Origin of the sequence: Streptomyces sp. NPDC091682 (assembly GCF_044756625.1) — a bacterium.
Taxonomy (GTDB): domain Bacteria; phylum Actinomycetota; class Actinomycetes; order Streptomycetales; family Streptomycetaceae; genus Streptomyces.
In genome coordinates, this window is record NZ_JBIVTH010000022.1 from 51,956 (window position 1) to 71,462 (window position 19,507).

14 protein-coding genes are annotated in these 19,507 nt (G+C 73.4%); 1 reads left to right on the forward strand and 13 read right to left on the reverse strand.

The window, feature by feature from the left end:
• Positions 1 to 79: 79 nt before the first annotated feature.
• The 6 genes from ACIQK6_RS35180 to ACIQK6_RS35205 all read right to left on the reverse strand — a co-directional run bounded on the left by ACIQK6_RS35180 (position 80) and on the right by ACIQK6_RS35205 (position 8,374).
• On the reverse strand, positions 80 to 2,368 hold the full coding sequence (locus tag ACIQK6_RS35180) for a xanthine dehydrogenase family protein molybdopterin-binding subunit (RefSeq protein WP_402696640.1): 2,289 nt from the start codon (positions 2,366 to 2,368) through the stop codon (positions 80 to 82).
• Between the two features lie 53 nt (positions 2,369 to 2,421).
• Positions 2,422 to 4,461: a 2Fe-2S iron-sulfur cluster-binding protein gene (locus tag ACIQK6_RS35185; protein WP_402696612.1), complete on the reverse strand. Its 2,040-nt coding sequence runs from the start codon at positions 4,459 to 4,461 to the stop codon at positions 2,422 to 2,424.
• Entirely contained in the window at positions 4,458 to 5,342 is an 885-nt protein-coding gene (locus ACIQK6_RS35190) for a xanthine dehydrogenase family protein subunit M (RefSeq protein ID WP_266602663.1), read from the reverse strand. Before ACIQK6_RS35190 ends, ACIQK6_RS35185 begins: the two co-directional genes overlap by 4 nt.
• 319 nt (positions 5,343 to 5,661) lie before the next feature.
• The gene (locus ACIQK6_RS35195) at positions 5,662 to 7,299 is read right to left on the reverse strand and encodes a beta-N-acetylhexosaminidase (protein WP_329101512.1); all 1,638 of its coding nucleotides are present in this window, start codon (positions 7,297 to 7,299) and stop codon (positions 5,662 to 5,664) included.
• A 200-nt stretch (positions 7,300 to 7,499) separates the two neighbouring features.
• The gene (locus ACIQK6_RS35200) at positions 7,500 to 7,784 is read right to left on the reverse strand and encodes a DUF3039 domain-containing protein (RefSeq protein WP_402696614.1); all 285 of its coding nucleotides are present in this window, start codon (positions 7,782 to 7,784) and stop codon (positions 7,500 to 7,502) included.
• 29 nt (positions 7,785 to 7,813) lie between these two features.
• Positions 7,814 to 8,374, reverse strand: coding sequence for a YqgE/AlgH family protein (locus ACIQK6_RS35205; RefSeq protein WP_329101510.1), 561 nt, complete (start codon positions 8,372 to 8,374; stop codon positions 7,814 to 7,816).
• A gap of 263 nt (positions 8,375 to 8,637) precedes the next feature.
• Between ACIQK6_RS35205 and murA the strand changes: the two genes are divergently transcribed.
• Positions 8,638 to 9,981, forward strand: coding sequence for a UDP-N-acetylglucosamine 1-carboxyvinyltransferase (murA, locus tag ACIQK6_RS35210; RefSeq protein ID WP_053172528.1), 1,344 nt, complete (start codon positions 8,638 to 8,640; stop codon positions 9,979 to 9,981).
• Between the two features lie 429 nt (positions 9,982 to 10,410).
• On the opposite strand, the gene ACIQK6_RS35215 is transcribed toward murA, so the two are convergent.
• The 7 genes from ACIQK6_RS35215 to ACIQK6_RS35245 form a co-directional block, all read right to left on the reverse strand.
• Complete coding sequence (locus ACIQK6_RS35215; RefSeq protein ID WP_007264399.1) at positions 10,411 to 10,692, reverse strand: HU family DNA-binding protein; 282 nt, start codon at positions 10,690 to 10,692, stop codon at positions 10,411 to 10,413.
• Positions 10,693 to 11,033: 341 nt separating this feature from the next.
• Positions 11,034 to 12,437, reverse strand: a complete 1,404-nt coding sequence (locus ACIQK6_RS35220) for an NAD-dependent malic enzyme (RefSeq protein WP_150257634.1) — start codon at positions 12,435 to 12,437, stop codon at positions 11,034 to 11,036.
• Between the two features lie 549 nt (positions 12,438 to 12,986).
• A complete protein-coding gene (locus ACIQK6_RS35225) occupies positions 12,987 to 15,293 on the reverse strand; it encodes a HelD family protein (protein WP_402696617.1) in 2,307 nt (768 codons plus the stop codon).
• A gap of 103 nt (positions 15,294 to 15,396) precedes the next feature.
• Positions 15,397 to 15,969, reverse strand: coding sequence for a CGNR zinc finger domain-containing protein (locus ACIQK6_RS35230; RefSeq protein WP_329101504.1), 573 nt, complete (start codon positions 15,967 to 15,969; stop codon positions 15,397 to 15,399).
• 203 nt (positions 15,970 to 16,172) lie between these two features.
• Positions 16,173 to 16,766 carry a GNAT family protein gene (locus ACIQK6_RS35235; protein ID WP_329101501.1) on the reverse strand — a complete coding sequence of 198 codons (594 nt, stop codon included), beginning with the start codon at positions 16,764 to 16,766 and terminating at the stop codon, positions 16,173 to 16,175.
• 9 nt (positions 16,767 to 16,775) lie between these two features.
• Positions 16,776 to 17,951: a uroporphyrinogen-III synthase gene (locus ACIQK6_RS35240; RefSeq protein WP_329101499.1), complete on the reverse strand. Its 1,176-nt coding sequence runs from the start codon at positions 17,949 to 17,951 to the stop codon at positions 16,776 to 16,778.
• Between the two features lie 95 nt (positions 17,952 to 18,046).
• Complete coding sequence (locus ACIQK6_RS35245) at positions 18,047 to 19,417, reverse strand: nitrate/nitrite transporter (RefSeq protein ID WP_329101497.1); 1,371 nt, start codon at positions 19,415 to 19,417, stop codon at positions 18,047 to 18,049.
• Positions 19,418 to 19,507 lie beyond the last annotated feature (90 nt).

The window sequence follows — 19,507 nt, forward strand, 5'->3', positions numbered from 1 at the left end:
TACACCGGTACCGATCACTCTAGCGACCGGTACCGACAGGCCCAAGTCCGGGGTTGCACGTGCAATGGGGTTCACACGGTCATGAGTTGGGCGCGCCCACCGCCGCGGAGGGCCTGATCGGGAGGCGGTTCACCGGGCGGCCGGTGGCCGCGCGGACCGCCGAGGCCACCGCCGCCGGGGTCGTCACCACGGGGACCGCGCTCGCCGCCTTCGCGCCGAACGGGGCCACCACGTCGCGCTCTTCGACCAGCTTGACGATGCGGACCGCCGGGGCGTCCAGCGCCGTCGGCAGGGCGTACCCCGTCAGGTCCGGGTGGCGGATCAGGCCGGAAACCGTGCGGAGGTTCTCCGTCAGGGCCGCGCCCACGCCCTGGGTGACGCCCGCCTCGATACGGGCCTCCAGCTGACGGGGGTTCAGGATGCGGCCCACGTCCTGGGCCACCGCGAGTTCCACGACCCGGACCGAGCCCAGTTCGATGTCCACGTCCACCACCGCGCGGACCGCGCAGAAAGCGAGGCCGACGAAGGCGTCGCCCTGGCCGTCCGCGTCCAGGGGTTCCGTGGGGTGGGGGCGGCACTGGGCCGTCGCCCAGAGTTCCTTGCCGGCCATCGCCTCCGCCACCGACATCGAGAACGCGCCGTCGTACGACGTGATGCGGCCGTCCTGGATCTGCAGGAGCTCCGTCGACATGCCCAGCTTGTGGGCCATCGGCTGCAGGAGCTGGGTGCGGACCATCTTCGCCGCCCGCTCCACCGCACCGCCCGACACCCACGTGTGGCGTCCGTGCGCCGCCGGGCCGGCCGACGGCTGGTCGGTGTCCACCGGGGCCACGGCGACCTCGTCGACGCCCAGCACCTCCTGGACGATCTGCCGGGCCAGGGTGGCGAAGCCCTGGCCGGTGTCGACGGCCGCGCAGATGACCGTGGCCGCGCCGCCCACCACCTTCACCGTGGCCGTGGAGACCTCGTCCGTGCCCTCCGCCCCGAGCATGTGCACCATGCCGACGCCGTAGCCCACCCCGCGCCGTACCGCGCCCGGCTCGCCCGCGCCCTCCGGGCCGCCCGGCAGCAGCCACTCGTCCTCCGGGGCGTCCTTGGGCAGGGCGGGCAGTTCGAAGTCGCGGACCGCGCGCAGCAGTTCCGCCACCGGGGCCGGGCAGGTCACCGTCTGGCCGGTGGGGAGCAGGTCTCCCGTCGCCAGGACGTTGCGCATGCGCAGCTCGGCCCCGTCGATGCCGAGGGCGGCCGCGAGCTTGTCCATCTGGCCCTCGTACGCGGCGCACACCTGCATGGCGCCCTCGCCGCGGACGTGGCCCGACGGCGGGTTGTTGGTGCGTACCACCCAGCCCTCGACGAAGGCGTGCGGGACGACGTACGGGCCGCAGGCGAAGGCGACCGCCGCCGCCAGGGACTCGGAGGAGGAGTCGGCGTACGCGCCGCCGTCCATCAGGATCTGCGCCTCGACCTTGACGAGGCGGCCCTCCGCGTCCGCGTGGTGGCGGTAGCGCAGCAGGGTCGGGTGCCGGTGGGTGTGGCCGAGGAAGGACTCCTCGCGGGTGGCGACCAGTTTGACCGGGCAGCCCGTGCGCAGGGCCAGCAGGCCGAGCGGGAGCTGGAAGGCGGCGTCCTCGCGGTCGGCCGTCGCGCCCGGCACGCCGGTGACGACCACGCGCACGCGCTCCGGATCCAGTCCGAAGCAGGCGGCGGCCAGGTCGCGGTCGATGTGCGGGTCGGTGGACGCGGTGTAGAGCTCCACGCCGCCGTCGGGGCGCGGCACGGCCAGACCGGCCTCGGCGCCGATGGGGGCGGGGTCCTGGCGGCCGATCCGGTACAGGCCCTCGACGACCACGTCGCCGGTGGCCTCCGGGTCGCCGTAGCGGAGCGGGATGTGCCGGATCAGGTTGCCGTCGGGGTGCAGGGCGGGGGCGCCGAAGGACTGCTCGGGGTCGGTGACCGGGTCGAGGAGCTCGTACTCGACCGCGATCGCGGCGGCGGCGAGCCGTGCGGTGTCGGGGTGGTCGGCGGCGACGGCGGCGATGGGCTCGCCGTGGTGGCGTACGACGTCGTGCGCGAACACCGGCCGGTCGGCGATCCGCCGGCCGTGCGTGGTGGTGCCGGGCACGTCGGCGTGGGTGACGACGGCGCGGACGCCGGACATCTCGGCGGCGGCCGTGGTGTCGATGGAGAGGATCCGGGCGTGGGCGTGCGGCGAGCGCAGCACGGCGGCCCACAGGAGGCCCTCGGCCCACAGGTCGGCGGCGTACGGGAAGGTGCCCTCGGTCTTGGCGCGGGTGTCCGTGGCCAGGACGGAGGCCCCGATTCCGCGCGGGACCTGCTGTTCCGAGGCCTCGGTGCCCGGGGCGGCCATGGCCGTCACGGTGGTGTTGACCGTTGTCGTCGCCGTCGCCGCGTCCTGCCCGCTCACGCCGTGCCTCCGTGGTGGATGCCGCCCTCGCCGGGCGCTGCCTGGTGCGGGATGCGCGTCTCCGGTGCACCTGTGCCCGGGGCCGCGGGCTCCGCGGCCGCCGCCTCGCGCTCGGCCACTACCTCGCGCACGGCGTCGACGACCCCCGCGTAGCCGGAGCAGCGGCAGAGGTTGCCGCACAGGGCCTGACGGGTCTCCAGCTCGCTGGGGGCGTGATTGCCCTCCAGCAGGTCGTGGATGGTCATGGCCATGCCGGGTACGCAGAACCCGCACTGCACCGCACCCGACTTGCACAACGCTTGCTGGACGTCCGAGAGTTCCCCGTTCGTCGCGAGGCCCTCGACGGTGCGGACCTCGCTGCCGGCGGCCGTGGCGGCCGGTACCAGGCAGGAGGCGACGAGCCGGCCGTCGACCTGCACGGCGCAGGCGCCGCATTCGCCCTGCGAGCAGCCGTCCTTGGCGCCCGCGAGGCCGAGGCGCTCGCGCAGCACGTACAGGAGGGACTCGCCGATCCAGGCGCCGGTGACGGGCCGGTCGGCGCCGTTGACGCGCAGGACGTAGGAGGCCGACGGGTGCTCGTGATGGGCGACGGCCCCGGCGTCCGCTTCTTCCTCGTACGTCGCCACCTCGGTCGGGAGACCTTCGCCGGTTCCCCCGTCCGGGAGTGCGCCCTCGCTGTCGGCGGTGTCCGCGTGCGGCACGGGGTCGGTCGGGGGCTTCTGCGCGGCCGGCCCATCCCCGTTCCCGGGGTCGGATTCCGCGGCGATCGGCTCCGCCTCGTACGCAGCTTCGTGCGCGGCCTCGTGCTCCGCCCCGTGCGCGGCCTCGTACCCAGCTTCGTGCGCGGCCCGGGGGCCGGGCTCCGGCGCGTGGCCGAACGCCGTGAAGCCGTGGCCGTCGGTGCCGGCGGGCTGTGCGGACCCGGCGGCCGGCGCCTGGGCGCGCACCCCGCCGAAGAGGTCCAGGCCGGCGTCGGCCGTCGGCGGCTGGTCGGCGGCGGAGGTGGCGGCCGGCTCGGCGTACCCGGCCTGCTCCGCGTACCCGGTGTATTCGCCCGGCCCGGCGTACTCCTCCTGGACCGCGTGCCCCGCGTACTCGCCCTGTCCGTCGTACTCGCCCTGTCCCGCGTGGTCCGCGGCCCTGGCGCCCTCGGCCTGCTCCGCCGCCGGGCCGTGCGCGGCCTCGATGTCGTGCGGGGCCTGGTGCACCGGCTCTCCCTCGGGCAGGGCGGTGCCCACCCCGGGTCCGCCCAGCACCCGCGGCCCGCGGCCCGCGGCGGCCTGCGCGGTCACGGCAGCGGCGGCCGAAGCGGCGGCGGCCTCGTCCGTGCCGGGCAGCACACCGGCAGCGGCGTCCGCGTCGGGGGTCCCGGTCGGCTGCTGCGTCAGGTACGCCCACGGCGCCGGGGCACCGCCCGGCAGCGTCGCCGGTGCCTGGCTCCAGTCGGCGTCCAGCCCGCCCGACCGGTAGTCGTTCGACTGCTCGGGGAATTCGGAGTACTCGGGGACGGCCCACTGTCCGGTCGCCGAACCGCCGGCCTGTTCGGGCTCGTGCACCGCTTCCGGGAACCGCCACTCGGCCGTCGCGCTCGGATCGGTCACCGGCAGCTCCGGCTCCGGTTCCGCCTCCGCGAACGTCGCCGCGACCGACGCCGGGATCGGGATCGATGCCGGGATCGGCCCGCCCACCGACCCGGAGCCCGGGCCCTGACCCGTACCGGCGGCACCGGCGCCGCCCGTCGGACCGGCCTGCGCCGTGCCGCCCGCGTCCGGCCACTGCACCGGAAGCGTCCACGTCCCCGTGGCCGCCGGATCCGTGCTCGCCGGGCCGAGCGGCACGATCATCGGCGGCGGCACGTAGCCGTGTCCGGGCGCCGCGAGCGGCTCCCCGGTGCCGAGCGCGTCCAGCATGTCCTGCGGCAGCTTCACGAAGGCCGTGGCGTCCGAGTCGTACTCGCCGCCCTGCGGGACCGGTTCCCAGCCCCAGCCCGCCGTGCCGTTCCCCTGGGTCACGTTCTCGTTCTCGTTCTCGCTCATGAGGTCAGTGCCCTCCCCAGGGCCCTGCGCGCCAGCACGGCCACCGTCCGCCGCAGATGCAGTACTCCGGGAGCCACCGGCTCGCCCTGGTCGGGCACGCAGGCCGCCGCGACGTACTCGCCGAAGGCCTCCAGCGCCTCGGGGGCCAAGGTCCGCCCGCCGTCCCAGTCGATCAGCGAGGCCACCCACTGCTCGGCCTCCAGCGGCCGCAGCGGCATCGGAGCGACCGCACCGATGGCGCAGCGCACGCCCCGGCGCGCGGGATCCAGGACGAGCCCCACGGACGCCACGGCACGACCCGGCCCGGTACGCCCCGTGGCCTTCAGGAACACCTGCGGTGCGTGCAGCAGCGGCACCCGCACGAAGCCGATCAGCTCACCGGGCCGCAGCATCTCCCGCCCGGCCAGCAGGTGCGACACCGGGATCTCCCGCTGCCCGACCGGGCCGACGATGACGAGCACGGCCTCCAGCGCGGCCAGCACGGGCAGCGCGTCGCCCGTGGGCGCGGCGGTGGCGATGTTGCCGCCGAGGGTGCCCGCGTTGCGGATCTGCGGGGGGCCCGCGGCCCGGGCCGCGGCCGCCAGCGCGGGGATCAGAGCGGCGAAATCCGGCCGTCCCATCCGGGCGTGCGTGAGGCCCGCGCCGAGCAGCGCGTGGCCGTCCTGGTACTGCCAGCCGCGGATCTCGTTGATCCGTCCCAGGCCCACCAGTGCGGCGGGCCGCAGCAGCCCGGCGTTGACCGCGGCCATCAGGTCGGTGCCGCCCGCGACCGGCACGGCGGCGGGCATGGCTGCGAGCGCCGCCACGGCCTCGTCGAGCGAGGCCGGCAGCGTCACGGACTGCGCCGCCTGCGGGCCCTGCGGCCCCTGAGGTGAGTCCAGTGCGTGCGGTGCGTGCGTGGTCAACCCAGCTGCCCCTTCCCGATGTCCCGGCTCCGGCGCTCACGCCTGTTCCGCCGTACGGTACGTGCTCACCGCCGGGACGTGGCAACTCTGGCACATCTTCCGGGCCGCCCGGCGCGAGGGTCCGCCCCCTGCGTCCGACCCCGGGCGCGGTGCCCCGTACGGGCCGTGGGGCCCTGTCGCGCCGCCTTCGACGACCCTCCTCCCCAATTGCCCGATTTTCCCCGCATGAGAGGAAATTGAGGCAGAGTTCCGCTGCCGTTCCCTTTCGGTTCGGGTCGCCAACGTCACCCAGTTGTCACACGTTCGGGGGCGCGCCCTCGATCGGACGCCCCAGCACCCCGGGCCGCCGCTGCCGCGGCAACGGGCCGCCCGGCGGCCGGTAATCGACCCCCTGCGCGGCCAACCGCGCATAGTGCGCGGACATCCGCCCCTCGAACCACGCGAAGTCGCGCTCCTCGGGCTCCGGCTGCCGCGACCACACCACCTCGGCGAAGGCCGCCAGCCGCGGAAACACCTGGTAGTCGACCCGGTCCCGGTTCTCCATCACCTCGGTCCACACATTGGCCTGCGCGCCCAGCACGTGGGCGGCGGCCTCCGGCGACAGCTTCGGCGGCACCGGCTCGAAGCGGTATACGTCCTCGAGCGAGCGCACGTACCCGATGGGCACCGGTTCGTCCGCACCGCCCGCCTGCCGGTGGTCCAGGTACACCTGCTGCTCGGGGCACATGACCACGTCGTGCCCGGCCTCGGCGGCGGCGATCCCGCCCGCGTAGCCGCGCCACGAGGACACCGCGGCCCCCTCAGCGAGCCCGCCCTCCAGGATCTCGTCCCAGCCGATCAGCCGCCGCCCGCGCGCGGCGAGCCAGCCGTCGAAGTGGCGGACGAACCACGCCTGCAGCCCGTCCTCCCCGTCCACGCCCAGTTCGCGGATCCGTTCCTGGGCGACCGCGGAGGCCTTCCACTGCGTCTTGGGGCACTCGTCCCCGCCCACGTGCACGAAGGGTGAGACCTCGACCGGGAACAGCTCCAGCAGCTCCTCGAAGACCCCCTCGTAGAAGCGCAGCACGGCCTCGGTCGGCGCGAGCACGTTCTCGGTGATCCCCCAGTCGTCCCACACCCCGAGCGCCGCGGTGTCGACCACGTCGGTGTTGCCGAGCTCGGGGTACGCGGCGATCGCGGCCTGGGAATGCCCCGGTACGTCGATCTCCGGGACCACCCGGACGTGCCGCTCGGCGGCGTACGCGACGATCTCGCGGATGTCGTCCTGCGTGTAGTACCCGCCGTGCGGGGTCTCGTTCCACAGCGGCGAGGCCCGGTGGCCCCACCGGCTGCGCGGGCGCCACCCGCCGACCTCGGTCAGCCGCGGGTAGCGCTCGATCTCGATCCGCCAGCCCTGGTCGTCGGTCAGGTGCAGGTGCAGCACGTTGAGCTTGTGTGCGGCGAGCAGGTCGATGTAGCGCAGCACGCCATCCTTGGGCATGAAGTGCCGGGCCACGTCCAACATCATTCCGCGCCAGCCGAACCGCGGGCCGTCCGCGACGGAGGCGTACGGCAAGCTCCACGCCCGGCCGGGCAGCGGCGCCTTGCGGTACGCGTCGGGCCCCAGCAGCTGACGCAGCGTCTGGGCGGCCCAGAAGAGGCCGGCGGCCGTCGCCCCCGTCAGCTCCGCCCCGTCCGGGCCGATCTCGATGCGGTACGCCTCCGGCCGCGGGTCCGCGGCGCCGTCCGGGTCGACGCGCAGCCGCAGTTCGGCGGTCTCGCCGGTCCCGGCGGCGGGCAGCTCCCAGCCGGTGGCCGCGCCCAGTTCGCGCCGCAGCCAGCGCGCGACCGCCGCGGCTCCCGGCCCGGCCTCCAAGGCCGGCTCGGGCCCGAACGCGAAGCGGCGCCCGCCGTCGTCGAGCAGGACGACCTGGGGTGCGGGGATCAGGTCCATGCGTCAGCCCTTCACGACTGCGTGCGCGTGTTGCGTCCTGCGCAACGCTCGTTCCGCAGGGCGCTCGTCGCGCCGACCCTAACGCTCCGCGCGGACACGGCAAAGACCCCCGGACGCGCTGACGCGCACCGGGGGTCTCGGTCCTGCGAAATCCCGTGAAGTCCCGCGAAGCCCCACGGAAGTGGGGCCGGGAGGGAGGACTACTTGTCCTTGCCGCCCTTGCCCTTGTCCCCGCCGGGGCCCATGGACTCGTAGATCTCCTTGCACATGGGGCAGACCGGGTACTTCTTCGGGTCCCGGCCCGGTACCCAGACCTTGCCGCAGAGCGCGACGACGGGGGTCCCGTCGAGCGCGCTCGCCATGATCTTGTCCTTCTGGACGTAGTGGGCGAAGCGCTCGTGGTCGCCGTCACCGTGCGACACCTGCGGCGTCGGCTCTACGAGGGTCCCCGTGCCAGTCCCGCGCTCGGGCTCAAGAGTGCTCATGGAACCCAGGGTACTTAACCCCGCGCCCGTCAGTTCAGCGACGGGTCGTCCGGATAGGTGGCGACCATCGCGAGCTCGCTGCGCTGGCGGCGCAGCACCGCCCGCCACAGCCGCTCCGGATCCGGGAAGGACACGTCCCCGGGCTCCGATTCGACCACGTACCAGGCGCCCTCGCTCAGCTCCGCCTCCAGCTGCCCCGGGCCCCAACCGGAGTAGCCCGCGAAGATCCGCAAGGCCCCCAGGGCCGCGGCCAGCAGCTCCGGCGGCGTCTCCAGGTCGACCAGTCCGATCGCCCCGTACACGCGGCGCCAGCCGAGCGGCCCCTCCTCGCCCGGGATCACCGCCACGCCCAGGGCGGAGTCCATGGCCACCGGCCCGCCCTGGAAGACCACCCCGGGGTCACCCGCGAGGGGCGCCCAGGGCAGCAGGACGTCGCCGACGCCCACGGGGGTCGGCCTGTTCAGGACCACGCCGAGGGAGCCCTGCTCGTCGTGGTCGAGCAGCAGCACGACCGCGCGGTCGAAATTCGGGTCCGCGAGGGCGGGGGTGGCCACGAGCAGCCGCCCTGTGAGGGAGGACACCTCGGTCATGCCGCCATGATCCCGCACATCGGGCGATTCCGGGGAGCGGGCGGGAAGATCGGATCGATCGCAGCTCAGGGCGCACGGCAGCAGGGAGGAGCGCGCACGGACGGCGTAGACGGAATGCAACACTCCGCCATGTGGTGGATACGGAGGGTGTTGTACCGAATTCATGACAGTCCTACGGCCACGTCGGCCTTACGAACAAGGGGGTGATGGCCCTTACCCTTTTCCCTGGCCCCCTGCCCACCCCTCTCCGGAACGCGAGATTCATGACCGGCATCAGTGACGATGTACTGCTTGTCCACGGCGGTACCCCGCTCGAGGGCGAGATCCGTGTCCGTGGTGCGAAGAACCTCGTGCCCAAGGCCATGGTCGCCGCTCTGCTCGGCAGCGAACCCAGCCGGCTGCGCAACGTTCCCGACATCCGTGACGTGCGCGTCGTCCGCGGGCTGCTCCAGCTGCACGGGGTGACGGTCCGTCCCGGCGAGGAGCCGGGCGAACTCGTCCTCGACCCCACCCACGTCGAGAGCGCGAACGTCGCCGACATCGACGCCCACGCGGGCTCCTCGCGCATCCCGATCCTGTTCTGCGGCCCGCTGCTGCACCGGCTCGGCCACGCCTTCATCCCGGGTCTGGGCGGCTGCGACATCGGCGGCCGACCGATCGACTTCCACTTCGACGTGCTCCGCCAGTTCGGCGCGACCATCGAGAAGCGCGAGGGCGGCCAGTACCTGGAAGCCCCCCAGCGCCTGCGCGGCTGCAAGATCCGCCTCCCGTACCCGTCGGTCGGCTCGACCGAGCAGGTGCTGCTGACGGCCGTTCTGGCCGAAGGCGTCACCGAGCTCAGCAACGCCGCGGTGGAGCCGGAGATCGAGGACCTCATCTGCGTCCTGCAGAAGATGGGCGCGATCATCTCCGTCGACACCGACCGGACCATCCGGATCACGGGCGTCGACCGCCTCGGCGGCTACAACCACAAGGCCCTCCCGGACCGTCTGGAAGCCGCCTCCTGGGCTTCCGCAGCGCTCGCCACCGGCGGCAACATCTACGTGCGCGGCGCCCAGCAGCGTTCGATGATGACCTTCCTGAACACCTTCCGACGTGTCGGCGGGGCGTTCGAGATCGACGACGACGGCATCCGGTTCTGGCACCCGGGCGGCCCGCTCAACGCCATCGCGCTGGAGACGGACGTCCACCCCGGCTTCCAGACCGACTGGCAGCAGCCGCTCGTCGTGGCCCTGACGCAGGCCTCCGGCCTCTCGATCGTCCACGAGACGGTCTACGAGTCCCGGCTCGGCTTCACCTCGGCGCTCAACCAGATGGGTGCTCACATCCAGCTGTACCGCGAGTGCCTGGGCGGCAGCGCCTGCCGCTTCGGCCAGCGCAACTTCCTGCACTCGGCGGTCGTCTCCGGCCCCACCAAGCTGCAGGGCGCCGACCTGGTCATCCCCGACCTGCGCGGCGGGTTCTCGTACCTGATCGCGGCCCTGGCCGCCGAGGGCACCTCGCGGGTCCACGGCATCGACCTGATCAACCGCGGCTACGAGAACTTCATGGAGAAGCTCGTGGAACTCGGTGCGAAGGTCGAGCTCCCGGGCGGCGACCTCGTCTGAGTCGTTCCCGGACGTACGGAAGAGCCCCCCGGGCCCCACAGGGCCCGGGGGGCTCTTCCGTGCCCCGGCCCGGCCCGGCCCGGCCATGGCTTGGCCCGGCTTCGGCCCGGCCACGGCCCGCCGGGGCCCGCGGAGCCCCGTACCGAGCCGCACGGCGGGCCCGCGGGACGTGCCGGTGGCATACCTGGGCCCTGCCCGGCCCCTGACGGGCCCTCACAGGGCCTACCAGGCCCGCCGGGCGGCCCGGGGGCGCCCCCCGGCCCCTCCGGCCCCTCCGGCCCCTCCGGGCCCACCGGCCCGCGTCCGGCCCGCGTCCGACCCCGGACAGACCGAAGGGCGGCCACCCCGCCCGGGGGTGACCGCCCATCGTCGTTCTGCGTACTACTGCCGTTCCAAAGACCTGTGCGGCCTTCGGCGCCGGGGCAGGACTTACTTGCCCTTGGCGGCTTCCTTGAGCTTGGAGCCCGCGGAGACCTTCACGCTGTAGCCGGCCGGGATCTGGATGGGGTCGCCGGTCTGCGGGTTGCGCGCGGTGCGAGCGGCACGGTGGGTGCGCTCGAAGGTCAGGAAGCCGGGGATGGTGACCTTCTCGTCGCCCTTGGCGACAATCTCGCCGACGGTCTCGGCGAGCGCGGCCAGAACGGCGTCGGCGTCCTTGCGGGTCACCTCGGCGCGCTCGGACAGAGCGGCCACCAGCTCACTGCGGTTCATGTTGTACTCCCGTGTTCAACTTGCCTTAGAGGCGTGAGATCGAAGCCGATGCTGCCAGGGCCCTAGGACAGTCCCCGGACCCGGGTCTGAACGTCAGACCCTCTCGCCCGGTTACGCATCCTGCCCCCACCAGCGGCGGGAAAGCCAATCCGGCACCCGTCGGGGTCACACGAAAAGCGCCACAGTCACGCCGCGGTGACGCTCCGTCCACGCCTTCGCTCACACGCCGTCGCGGACCGCGGACCTCGCGGGCATCCCCGCAAACCCTAGAGGCGGCCCGACGGGCCCGCATCTCGCGACGCGCCGGGATCGGAGCGCCGTGAGGGCCGTCACAGCGGGGCTCAGACCCCCGAAGCCGCCTTGCGGACGGCGCCCGCGACCGCACCCGCGACCTTGTCGTTGAACACCGACGGGATGATGTAGTTCGCGTTCAGCTCGTCCTCGCCGACGACGTCCGCCAGCGCGCTCGCGGCGGCCAGCATCATCTCCGTGTTCACGGTGCGGGACTGGGCGTCCAACAGACCGCGGAAGACGCCCGGGAAGACCAGCACGTTGTTGATCTGGTTCGGGAAGTCGGAGCGGCCGGTGGCCACGACGGCGGCGGTCTGACGGGCGACGGCCGGGTCCACCTCGGGGTCCGGGTTCGCGAGCGCGAACACGATCGCGCCTTCCGCCATGGCGGCGACGTCCTCGCCGGACAGCACGTTCGGGGCCGAGACGCCGATGAACACGTCGGCGCCGACCACGGCTTCCTTCAGCGTGCCCGTGTAGCCCTCGGGGTTGGTGTTGTCGGCGATCCAGCGCAGCGGGGAGTCCGCGGCCGCGTCGACGAGGTCGGGGCGGTCCGCGTGCACGACGCCGTGGATGTCGGCGCTCACCGCGTTCTTGACGCCGGCCGCGAGGAGCAGCTTGAGGATGGCCGTACCGGCCGCACCGGCGCCCGACATGACGACCTTGACGTCGCCAACTGCCTTGCCCACCACGCGCAGTGCGTTGGTGAGGGCGGCGAGCACGACGATCGCGGTGCCGTGCTGGTCGTCGTGGAAGACGGGGATGTCGAGGGCCTCGCGCAGCCGGGCCTCGATCTCGAAGCAGCGCGGCGCGGAGATGTCCTCCAGGTTGATGCCCGCGAAGCCCGGGGCGATCGCCTTGACGGCGGCCACGATCTCGTCGGGGTCCTGGGTGTCCAGGCAGATCGGCCAGGCGTCGATGTCGGCGAAGCGCTTGAAGAGGGCCGCCTTGCCCTCCATGACCGGCATGGCGGCCATCGGGCCGATGTTGCCGAGACCCAGCACGGCGGAGCCGTCCGTCACGACTGCGACGGTGTTGCGCTTGATGGTGAGGCGGCGCGCGTCCTCGGGGTTCTCGGCGATCGCCATGCACACGCGGGCCACGCCCGGGGTGTAGATCATGGAGAGGTCGTCACGGTTGCGGATGGGGTGCTTGGACGCCATCTCGATCTTGCCGCCGAGGTGCATCAGGAAGGTTCGGTCGGAGACCTTGCCGAGGCTGACGCCCTCGATGCCGCGCAGCTTCTCGACGATCTCGTCCGCGTGCGCGGTGGAGGTCGCGGCGATGGTGACGTCGATCCGGAGCTTTTCGTGGCCGGACGCGGTCACGTCGAGGCCGGTGACCGATCCGCCGGAGGACTCCACGGCGGTGGTGAGCTGGGAGACCGCGGTTCCGCTCGCGGGCACTTCCAGCCGGACCGTCATCGAATACGAGACGCTGGGCGCCGTTGCCATGGCCGTGTTCCTCTTCTGTCCCTGGTTCGCTGTAACACACAGAGTCCCGCTGCACAGCAGGTGCGGCAGGACCTGTTGTCCGATCGTCCCACCTACCAGCCAGTACAAGGTAACCAGCTACAAATTTCGGAAAGACTCTTCCACCATACGAGATAGCAGGGGTGTTCGGAATGGTGGGGTCATACGAAACAGGTCCGCGCCCCCCACAGGTGGGGGACGCGGACCTGGTGATTCATACGTTGACGACACCGACCCGCCATGCTCGCCTCGCGGCAAGTGGTCGCTCTGAGCGACGAAGGTTGGGCCCGGGGGCTTGGATCGAGTCGGTGCCGTACCCAGGCTAACAAAGGATCGCCGAAAGTGATCCCCCCGCTCGCGCCCGTAGTCCGAGCACCACGCGCCCGGGCGCGGACCATCCGGCCGTACGGGGCCCTGAGCGGGCCGGGACCCCGGCGATGAACCGCCACCGCCGGGCCGAACGGCAGGCGGCCAGCAGGGAGCGTCCTGCCGGTCGGGTCCGGCCGGGTCCGGCCGGACCGGCAGACACCCCTACGGCAGCAGCAGCTCCGGCACCCCGTCCGCGTCCGGCTTGTCCCGCTCCGCCGAGACCACCGTCAGCTGCTGCGTCGCGCGCGTCAGCGCCACGTACAGCACCCGCAGGCCCGCCGGGGACTCGTCCGCGATCTCCGCCGGGGAGACCACCACCGTGGCGTCGTACTCCAAGCCCTTGGCCTCCAGGCTGCCCAGGGCCACCGCCCGCTCGCCGAGGTCCGCGAGCCAGTCCGCGGCCTCCGCGCGCCGGTCCATCGCCACGACCACGCCGACCGTGCCGTCCACCTGCTCCAGCAGCCGCCGCGCCTCCTCCCGGACCGTGGTGCCGAGATCGCCCGCGGCGGCCGTGAAGCGGGGCTCCAGGCCCGTGGAGCGCACCGCCGACGGCGGCTCCATGCCGGGCATCGCCAGGCGCAGCACCCGGGAGGCGACCTCGGCGACCTCGGCCGGGTTGCGGTAGTTGACCGTCAGGGTGAACCGCCGGCGCGGGCGGCTGCCCAGGGCCTCGTCGCGGGCCGCGGCGGCCTCCTCCGGGTCCGTCCAGGAGGACTGCGCCGGGTCGCCGACCACGGTCCACGTGCCGTGCCGGCCCCGGCGGCCCACCATCCGCCACTGCATCGGCGTCAGGTCCTGGGCCTCGTCCACGATGACGTGCGCGTACTCGGTGCGCTCCGCCGCGAGCCGCTCGGCCCGCTCCCACTGGGTCTCCTCGCGGGTCGGCATCAGCTCCTCCAACCCGCTGAGCTGGTCGAGCGGATCCATCTCCCGCTTGCGCTTCGGTCGCGCCGGGGCGCCCAGCAGCAGCTGGAGCTCGTCCAGCAGCGCCACGTCGTGCACCGACAGGGGGCCCTTGCCGTCCGGGCCCACCCGACGCAGCGAGCGGGCCAGCTGGCGGGTCTCGCGCGGATTGAGGTCCCGGCGCGACCAGCGGCCGAGGTGGCGCTCGTCGGCGAGCGCGGCGAGCACCGCCCTCGGGGTCAGCTCGGGCCACCAGGCACCCAGGAAGTCGATGAAGGCGTCTTCGGTGGAGATGTCCTCGTCGAAGGCGGAGCGCAGTTCGGCGGCCAGCTCCGGGTCGCTGTGCCGGCCGGCGCCGCCGGACTTCGCGTAGAGGGCGTCGAGCAGCAGCTTGCGGGCGCGCGGGCGCAGCAGGTTGACCGGGGCGGTGCCACTGAGCACGTTCTGGCGGATCCGGTTCAGCTCGTCGGCCTCCAGTTCCTGGCGGCGGCCGAAGGCCACCACGCGCAGCCGGTCGGGGGCGCCGCCGAGCTCCAGTGCGCCGCGTACGGCCTTGCGGAGCACCTTGAGCATCCGGGAGGAGCCCTTGATGCGGGCCACGGCCGGGGTGTCGTAGGTGGTGGCCTCCGCGCCGTCGACGAGCGAGCCCAGCGCCCGGATGGCCACCTGGCCCTCCTCGCCTAGCGAGGGCAGCACGCCCTCGGTGTACGCGACGAGCAGCGGGGTCGGCGAGACGATCAGGATGCCGCCGGAGTAGCGGCGCCGGTCCTGGTAGAGCAGGTAGGCGGCGCGGTGCAGGGCGACGGCGGTCTTGCCGGTGCCGGGGCCGCCGGCGACCTCGGCGACGGAAGCGGCGGGCGCCCGGATGACCAGGTCCTGCTCGGCCTGGATGGACGAGACGATGTCGCGCATCGAGTGCGTACGGGCCCGCCCGAGGGCTGCCATCAGGGCGCCGTCGCCGATGGCGGGGAGCTCCCGGCCGTCCAGGGTGGCGGTGATCTCGGGGCACATCAGGTCGTCCTCGACGCCGAGCACCTTGCGGCCCTTGGAGCGGATGACGCGGCGGCGCACGACCCGGCCGGGCTCCTTGGGCGTGGAGCGGTAGAACGGCGCGGCGGCCGGCGCGCGCCAGTCGATGACCAGCGGCGTGTAGTCGGAGTCCAGGACCCCGATCCGGCCGATGTGCAGCGTCTCGGCGATGTCGGCGGTGAGGTCCTCGCGGATCGCGTCGTCGGCCGGCTCGACGGAGGTGTAGGCGCCGTCCGCACCGCGCTCCCCGTCCTTGCCGAGCACCAGGTCGATGCGGCCGAAGAGGAAGTCCTCGAACTCGTTGTTCAGCCGGTTCAGGTGGATGCCCGCCCGGAAGACCTGCGCGTCGCGCTCGGCGAGCGCGCCGGGGGTACCCACCTGGCCGCGCTTGGCGGCGTCGTTCATGAGGAACTCGGCCTCGTGGATCTTCTCCTCAAGGCGTCGGTACACCTGGTCGAGATGCGTCTGCTCGACCGCGATCTCCCGATCGCGGACGGAATCCGCCGTGCTGTCGACAGCGGCATTCTGCGCGGCCACCAAGGCCCCCTTCTGACGTGCATGGGCGACCGTCAACCGTACGCGAATCGGCCCCCTGTCCGCACGCCCGTTCCGGAACCGGTCTCGCAGGGTGGTACGCCCCTCACCGGGACCCTTGCCCCGCCCCGGCCGCCAGGACCCGGCGGCGGTGCCGGGCCACGCGCTCCCGGTTCCCGCAGCGCTCGCTGGAGCACCAACGGCGCCGGTGGCCCCGGGAGGTGTCCAGGTAGACGCGGGTGCAGCCGTCGCCCGCACAGGCCCGCAGCAGCGCCCGGTCACCCGGGTCGGTCAGCAGCTCGACGACGTCCCGGGCCACGGCCGCGAGCAGCGCACCGCATTCCACGCCGCCGCAGAGCTCCCGTACGAGCTGTCCTTCCTGGTCCCGTACGGCGCACAGGCCGGGGGGTGGTCCGGCGGCCAGCGCGTTGACCCGGGCGAGGGCGTTCTCGTCCGTGTCGGTGCCGAGCAGTTCCGCCCGTACGAGCGTTTCCACGTCGGCGCGCAGGGACCGGAAGGCCGCGGCCCAGTCGGGCCCCACCCGGGGGAGCGGCGTCCGGTCGGGGACCAGGCCGGCGCCGGCGAGCCACAGCCGCAGCTCGTCACCGTCCGGGATCCCCTCGTGGGGGGTGAAGGTGGCCACCAGGTCCAGACAGACCCGCCCGGAATCGAACCGCATGCCGTCAGCCTCCCGTCGTGGGGTGCCGTACCAGATTGCCGCCCGGCGGGTCACAGCGGAAGCCCCCGAACCGGTGCCTCTGGCCTCCCGCCGGGCACATCCAGCCTCGCCCGGGGGCACCTCCCAGCGGTAGCTGGGGAGGGTCCGGAGCCCGGTGCCCGGCGGAGCCGGGTTTCCTGGGGCTCCGCCCCGGACCCCGCGCCTCAAACTCCCCCAGCTACCGCTGGGAGGTGCCCCCGGGAGGGGCTGGAGCTGCCCGGAGGCTGGTCGTGGAGGAGGCGTTGGAAGAGGCGGTGGTCGCGCCAGGCGCCGTTGATGTGGAGGTAGCGCGGCGCGAGGCCGAACTGCTCGAAGCCCGCCTTCGCCAGCACCCGCTGCGACGCCAGGTTGTCGACCAGGGTCCCCGCCTCCACGCGGTGCAGCCCCAGTTCGTCGCGGGCGACCCGGCAGACCTCCGCCACGGCCGCGGTGGCCAGCCCCTTGCCGTGCCAGGCCCGGTCGACCCAGTACCCCAGGCCGCCGCTGCACAGCGGCCCGTACGCGATGGAACCGAGGTTGATCGCGCCGACGGGCGCGCCGGTGGCTGTCTCGACGAACACGTACGGGACGATCCGCCCCGCGTCCCGCTCGGCGAGCACGCCCTCGATGCGCTCCCGCTGGCCGTCCTCCGTGAAGAAGGCGTCCGGCCGGACCGGCTCGAAGCGCGCCATGTAGGCCCGGTTCCGCGCGAACGCCTCGGCCAGTCCCGCCGCGTCGCCGAGCGCGACGCCCCTCATCTCGACCCCGTCAATGATCATCCCGGCACGCTAGCCGAGGACGCCCCTGGCCGTCACCGCGTCCGCCGGAAGCTCCCCGTACTTGGCCTCCCCGCCCGCGTCCAGCGACAGCCGGTACCCCCGCTTGACCACCGTCTGGATCAGGTTCGGGGCTCCGAGGGCCACCCGGAGGCGGGCCATCGCCGTCTCCACGGCGTGCTCGTCGCGCCCCGCGCCCGGCAGCGCCCGCAGCAGTTCCGCGCGGGACACCACCCAGCCCGGCCGCCGGGCCAGTGCCCGCAGCAGGGCCATCCCGGCGGGCGGTACGGGCCGCAGCTGCTCGTCCACCAAGGCCGCGTGCCCCCGGATCTCCACCCGGTGCCCGGCCACCGGCAGCACCCGGGCCCGCCCGGGCAGCTCCTGGCAGAGCAACTGCACCAGCGGGCCCAGCCGGAACCGTTCCGGCTGCACCGTGTCCACCCCGTGCGCCTGCAGCGGCAGCGCGGTCACCGGCCCGACGCACGCGGACAGCAGCCTGCCGCGCAGCGCGTCCAGCACGGCCTCCCGCAGCCCCCGCTCCTCGGCCCGGGAGAGCAGCGAGGCCGCCGCCGGCGCCGAGGTGAAGCTGACGGCGTCCACCGCGCCGCCGATCATCGCGTCCAGCAGCCGGTCCAGCGGAGCGAGGTCCTCCGGCGCCATCCACCGGTACACCGGGACCACCACCACCTCGGCCCCGCCGGCCCGCAGCGCCTCGACGAAGCCGGGCAGCGGCTCCCCGTGCAGCTGCAGCGCGATCCGCCGGCCGGCCACCCCGTCCGTCAGCAGCCGCTGCAGTACCTCGGCGAGCGATTCCGAGTCCGGGGACCAGGTCTCCACGAGCCCCGCGGCCCGGATGGCGCCCTTCACCTTCGGCCCGCGCGCCAATAGTTCGGCGGCCCGCAGCCGCTCCAGCAGTCCCTCGCCGACGCCCCACCCGTCGGCCGCCTCGATCCACCCCCGGAAGCCGATGGCGGTGGTGGCCACGACCACGTCCGGTGCACAGCCGATCAGTTCCTTCGTCGCGGCCAGCAGTTCGCCGTCGTCGGCGAGCGGCACGATCCGCAGCGCCGGCGCGTGCAGCACGGCGGCCCCGCGGCGGCGCAGCAGTGCGATGAGCTCGTCCGCGCGCCGGGCGGCCGTGACCCCGACGGTGAAGCCCGCGAGCGGGCCGGTGTTCGTGTCGTCCATCGTGACCTGCCTAGTGACGCATGTGGGGGCGGTACGGGTGGACCGAGCCTGCCAACTCGTCGTGTCGGACTCGGTTCACCCGTATTTCGCCCCGGTTACACCGACGTGAGCTGGGGTTTCGTCTCGACCCCGACCGTGTGGATCACGGGGGTCACCGGGCGGCGAAGGTATACCGCCCAGGTGACCGTGCAGCACAGGGCGTAGAAGCCGAGGAAGGTGACGAAGGCCGCCGTGCCGGAGCCGGAGGTGCGGAACGCCTCCCGGAAGACCAAGTTGATGCCGAGTCCGCCGAGCGCGCCGACCGCCCCGATGAGTCCCATCGAGGCGCCGGAGAGCCGCCGCCCGTACGCGGCCGCGGCCTCGCCGCTCATACCGCGCGCCAGTGCCTTCGCCTGGAAGATGCCGGGGATCATCTTGTACGTCGATCCGTTGCCGAGCCCGCTCAGTACGAACAGGGCCACGAACCCGACGAGGAAGACCGGCAGCGAGGACCGCTGCGAGGCGAACACCACCACCGAGGTGGCCGCGGCCATCGCCACGAACGTCCCCAGGGTGATCCGGGCGCCGCCGAACCGGTCCGCGAGCGCCCCGCCCACCGGCCGGATCAGCGAGCCGAGCAGCGGTCCCATGAAGGTCAGCGAGGCGGCCTGGAGCGGGGTGCGGCCGAACTGGGTCTGCAGCACCAGGCCGAAGGCGAAGCTGTAGCCGATGAAGGACCCGAACGTGCCGATGTAGAGGAACGCCATGATCCAGGTGTGCGCGTCCTTCAGCGCCTCGCGGACCGCGCCGGTGTCGTTGCGCACGGGTGCCAGGTTGTCCATCCGTACGGCCGCCAGGACGGCCGCGGTCACGATCAGCGGGACGTAGGCGGCGAGCAGGTAGCGGGGGTGCGCGGCGCCGGCGGTCGCGATGACCAGCAGCCCGGCCAGCTGCACCACGGGCACGCCGATGTTGCCGCCGCCGGCGTTCAGGCCGAGCGCCCAGCCCTTCTTGCGCAGCGGGAAGAAGGCGTTGATGTTGGTCATGGAGGAGGCGAAGTTGCCGCCGCCGACGCCGGTGAGGGCCGCGACGACCAGGAAGGTCCCGTAGGAGGTGCCGGGCTCCATCACCACGATCGCGGCGACCGTCGGCGCGAGCAGCAGCAGTGCGCTGACGACGGTCCAGTTGCGGCCGCCGAAGCGGGCCACGGCGAAGGTGTACGGGACCCGCACGAGCGCGCCCACGCAGGTCGCGGTCGCGATCAGGAAGAACTTCCCGGCCGGGTCGATCCCGTACGCCGGTCCCATGAAGAGGACCATCACGGACCAGAGCGACCAGATGGAGAACCCGATGTGTTCGGAGAACACGGAGTAGACGAGGTTGCGGCGGGCGGTCCGTTCCCCGGTCTCCTTCCAGAAGGTCTCGTCCTCGGGGTCCCACCGCTCGATCCAGCGGCCCCCCTTGCGCGGTGCGGTCGTACCGGTCATCACACGCCTCCACAGCTCTCGCGTCCGTGGCACGACCGTAGGAACGGCGCGTTTCGGCCCCGGTCCCCGCCGGATGACCGCCGGGAAACC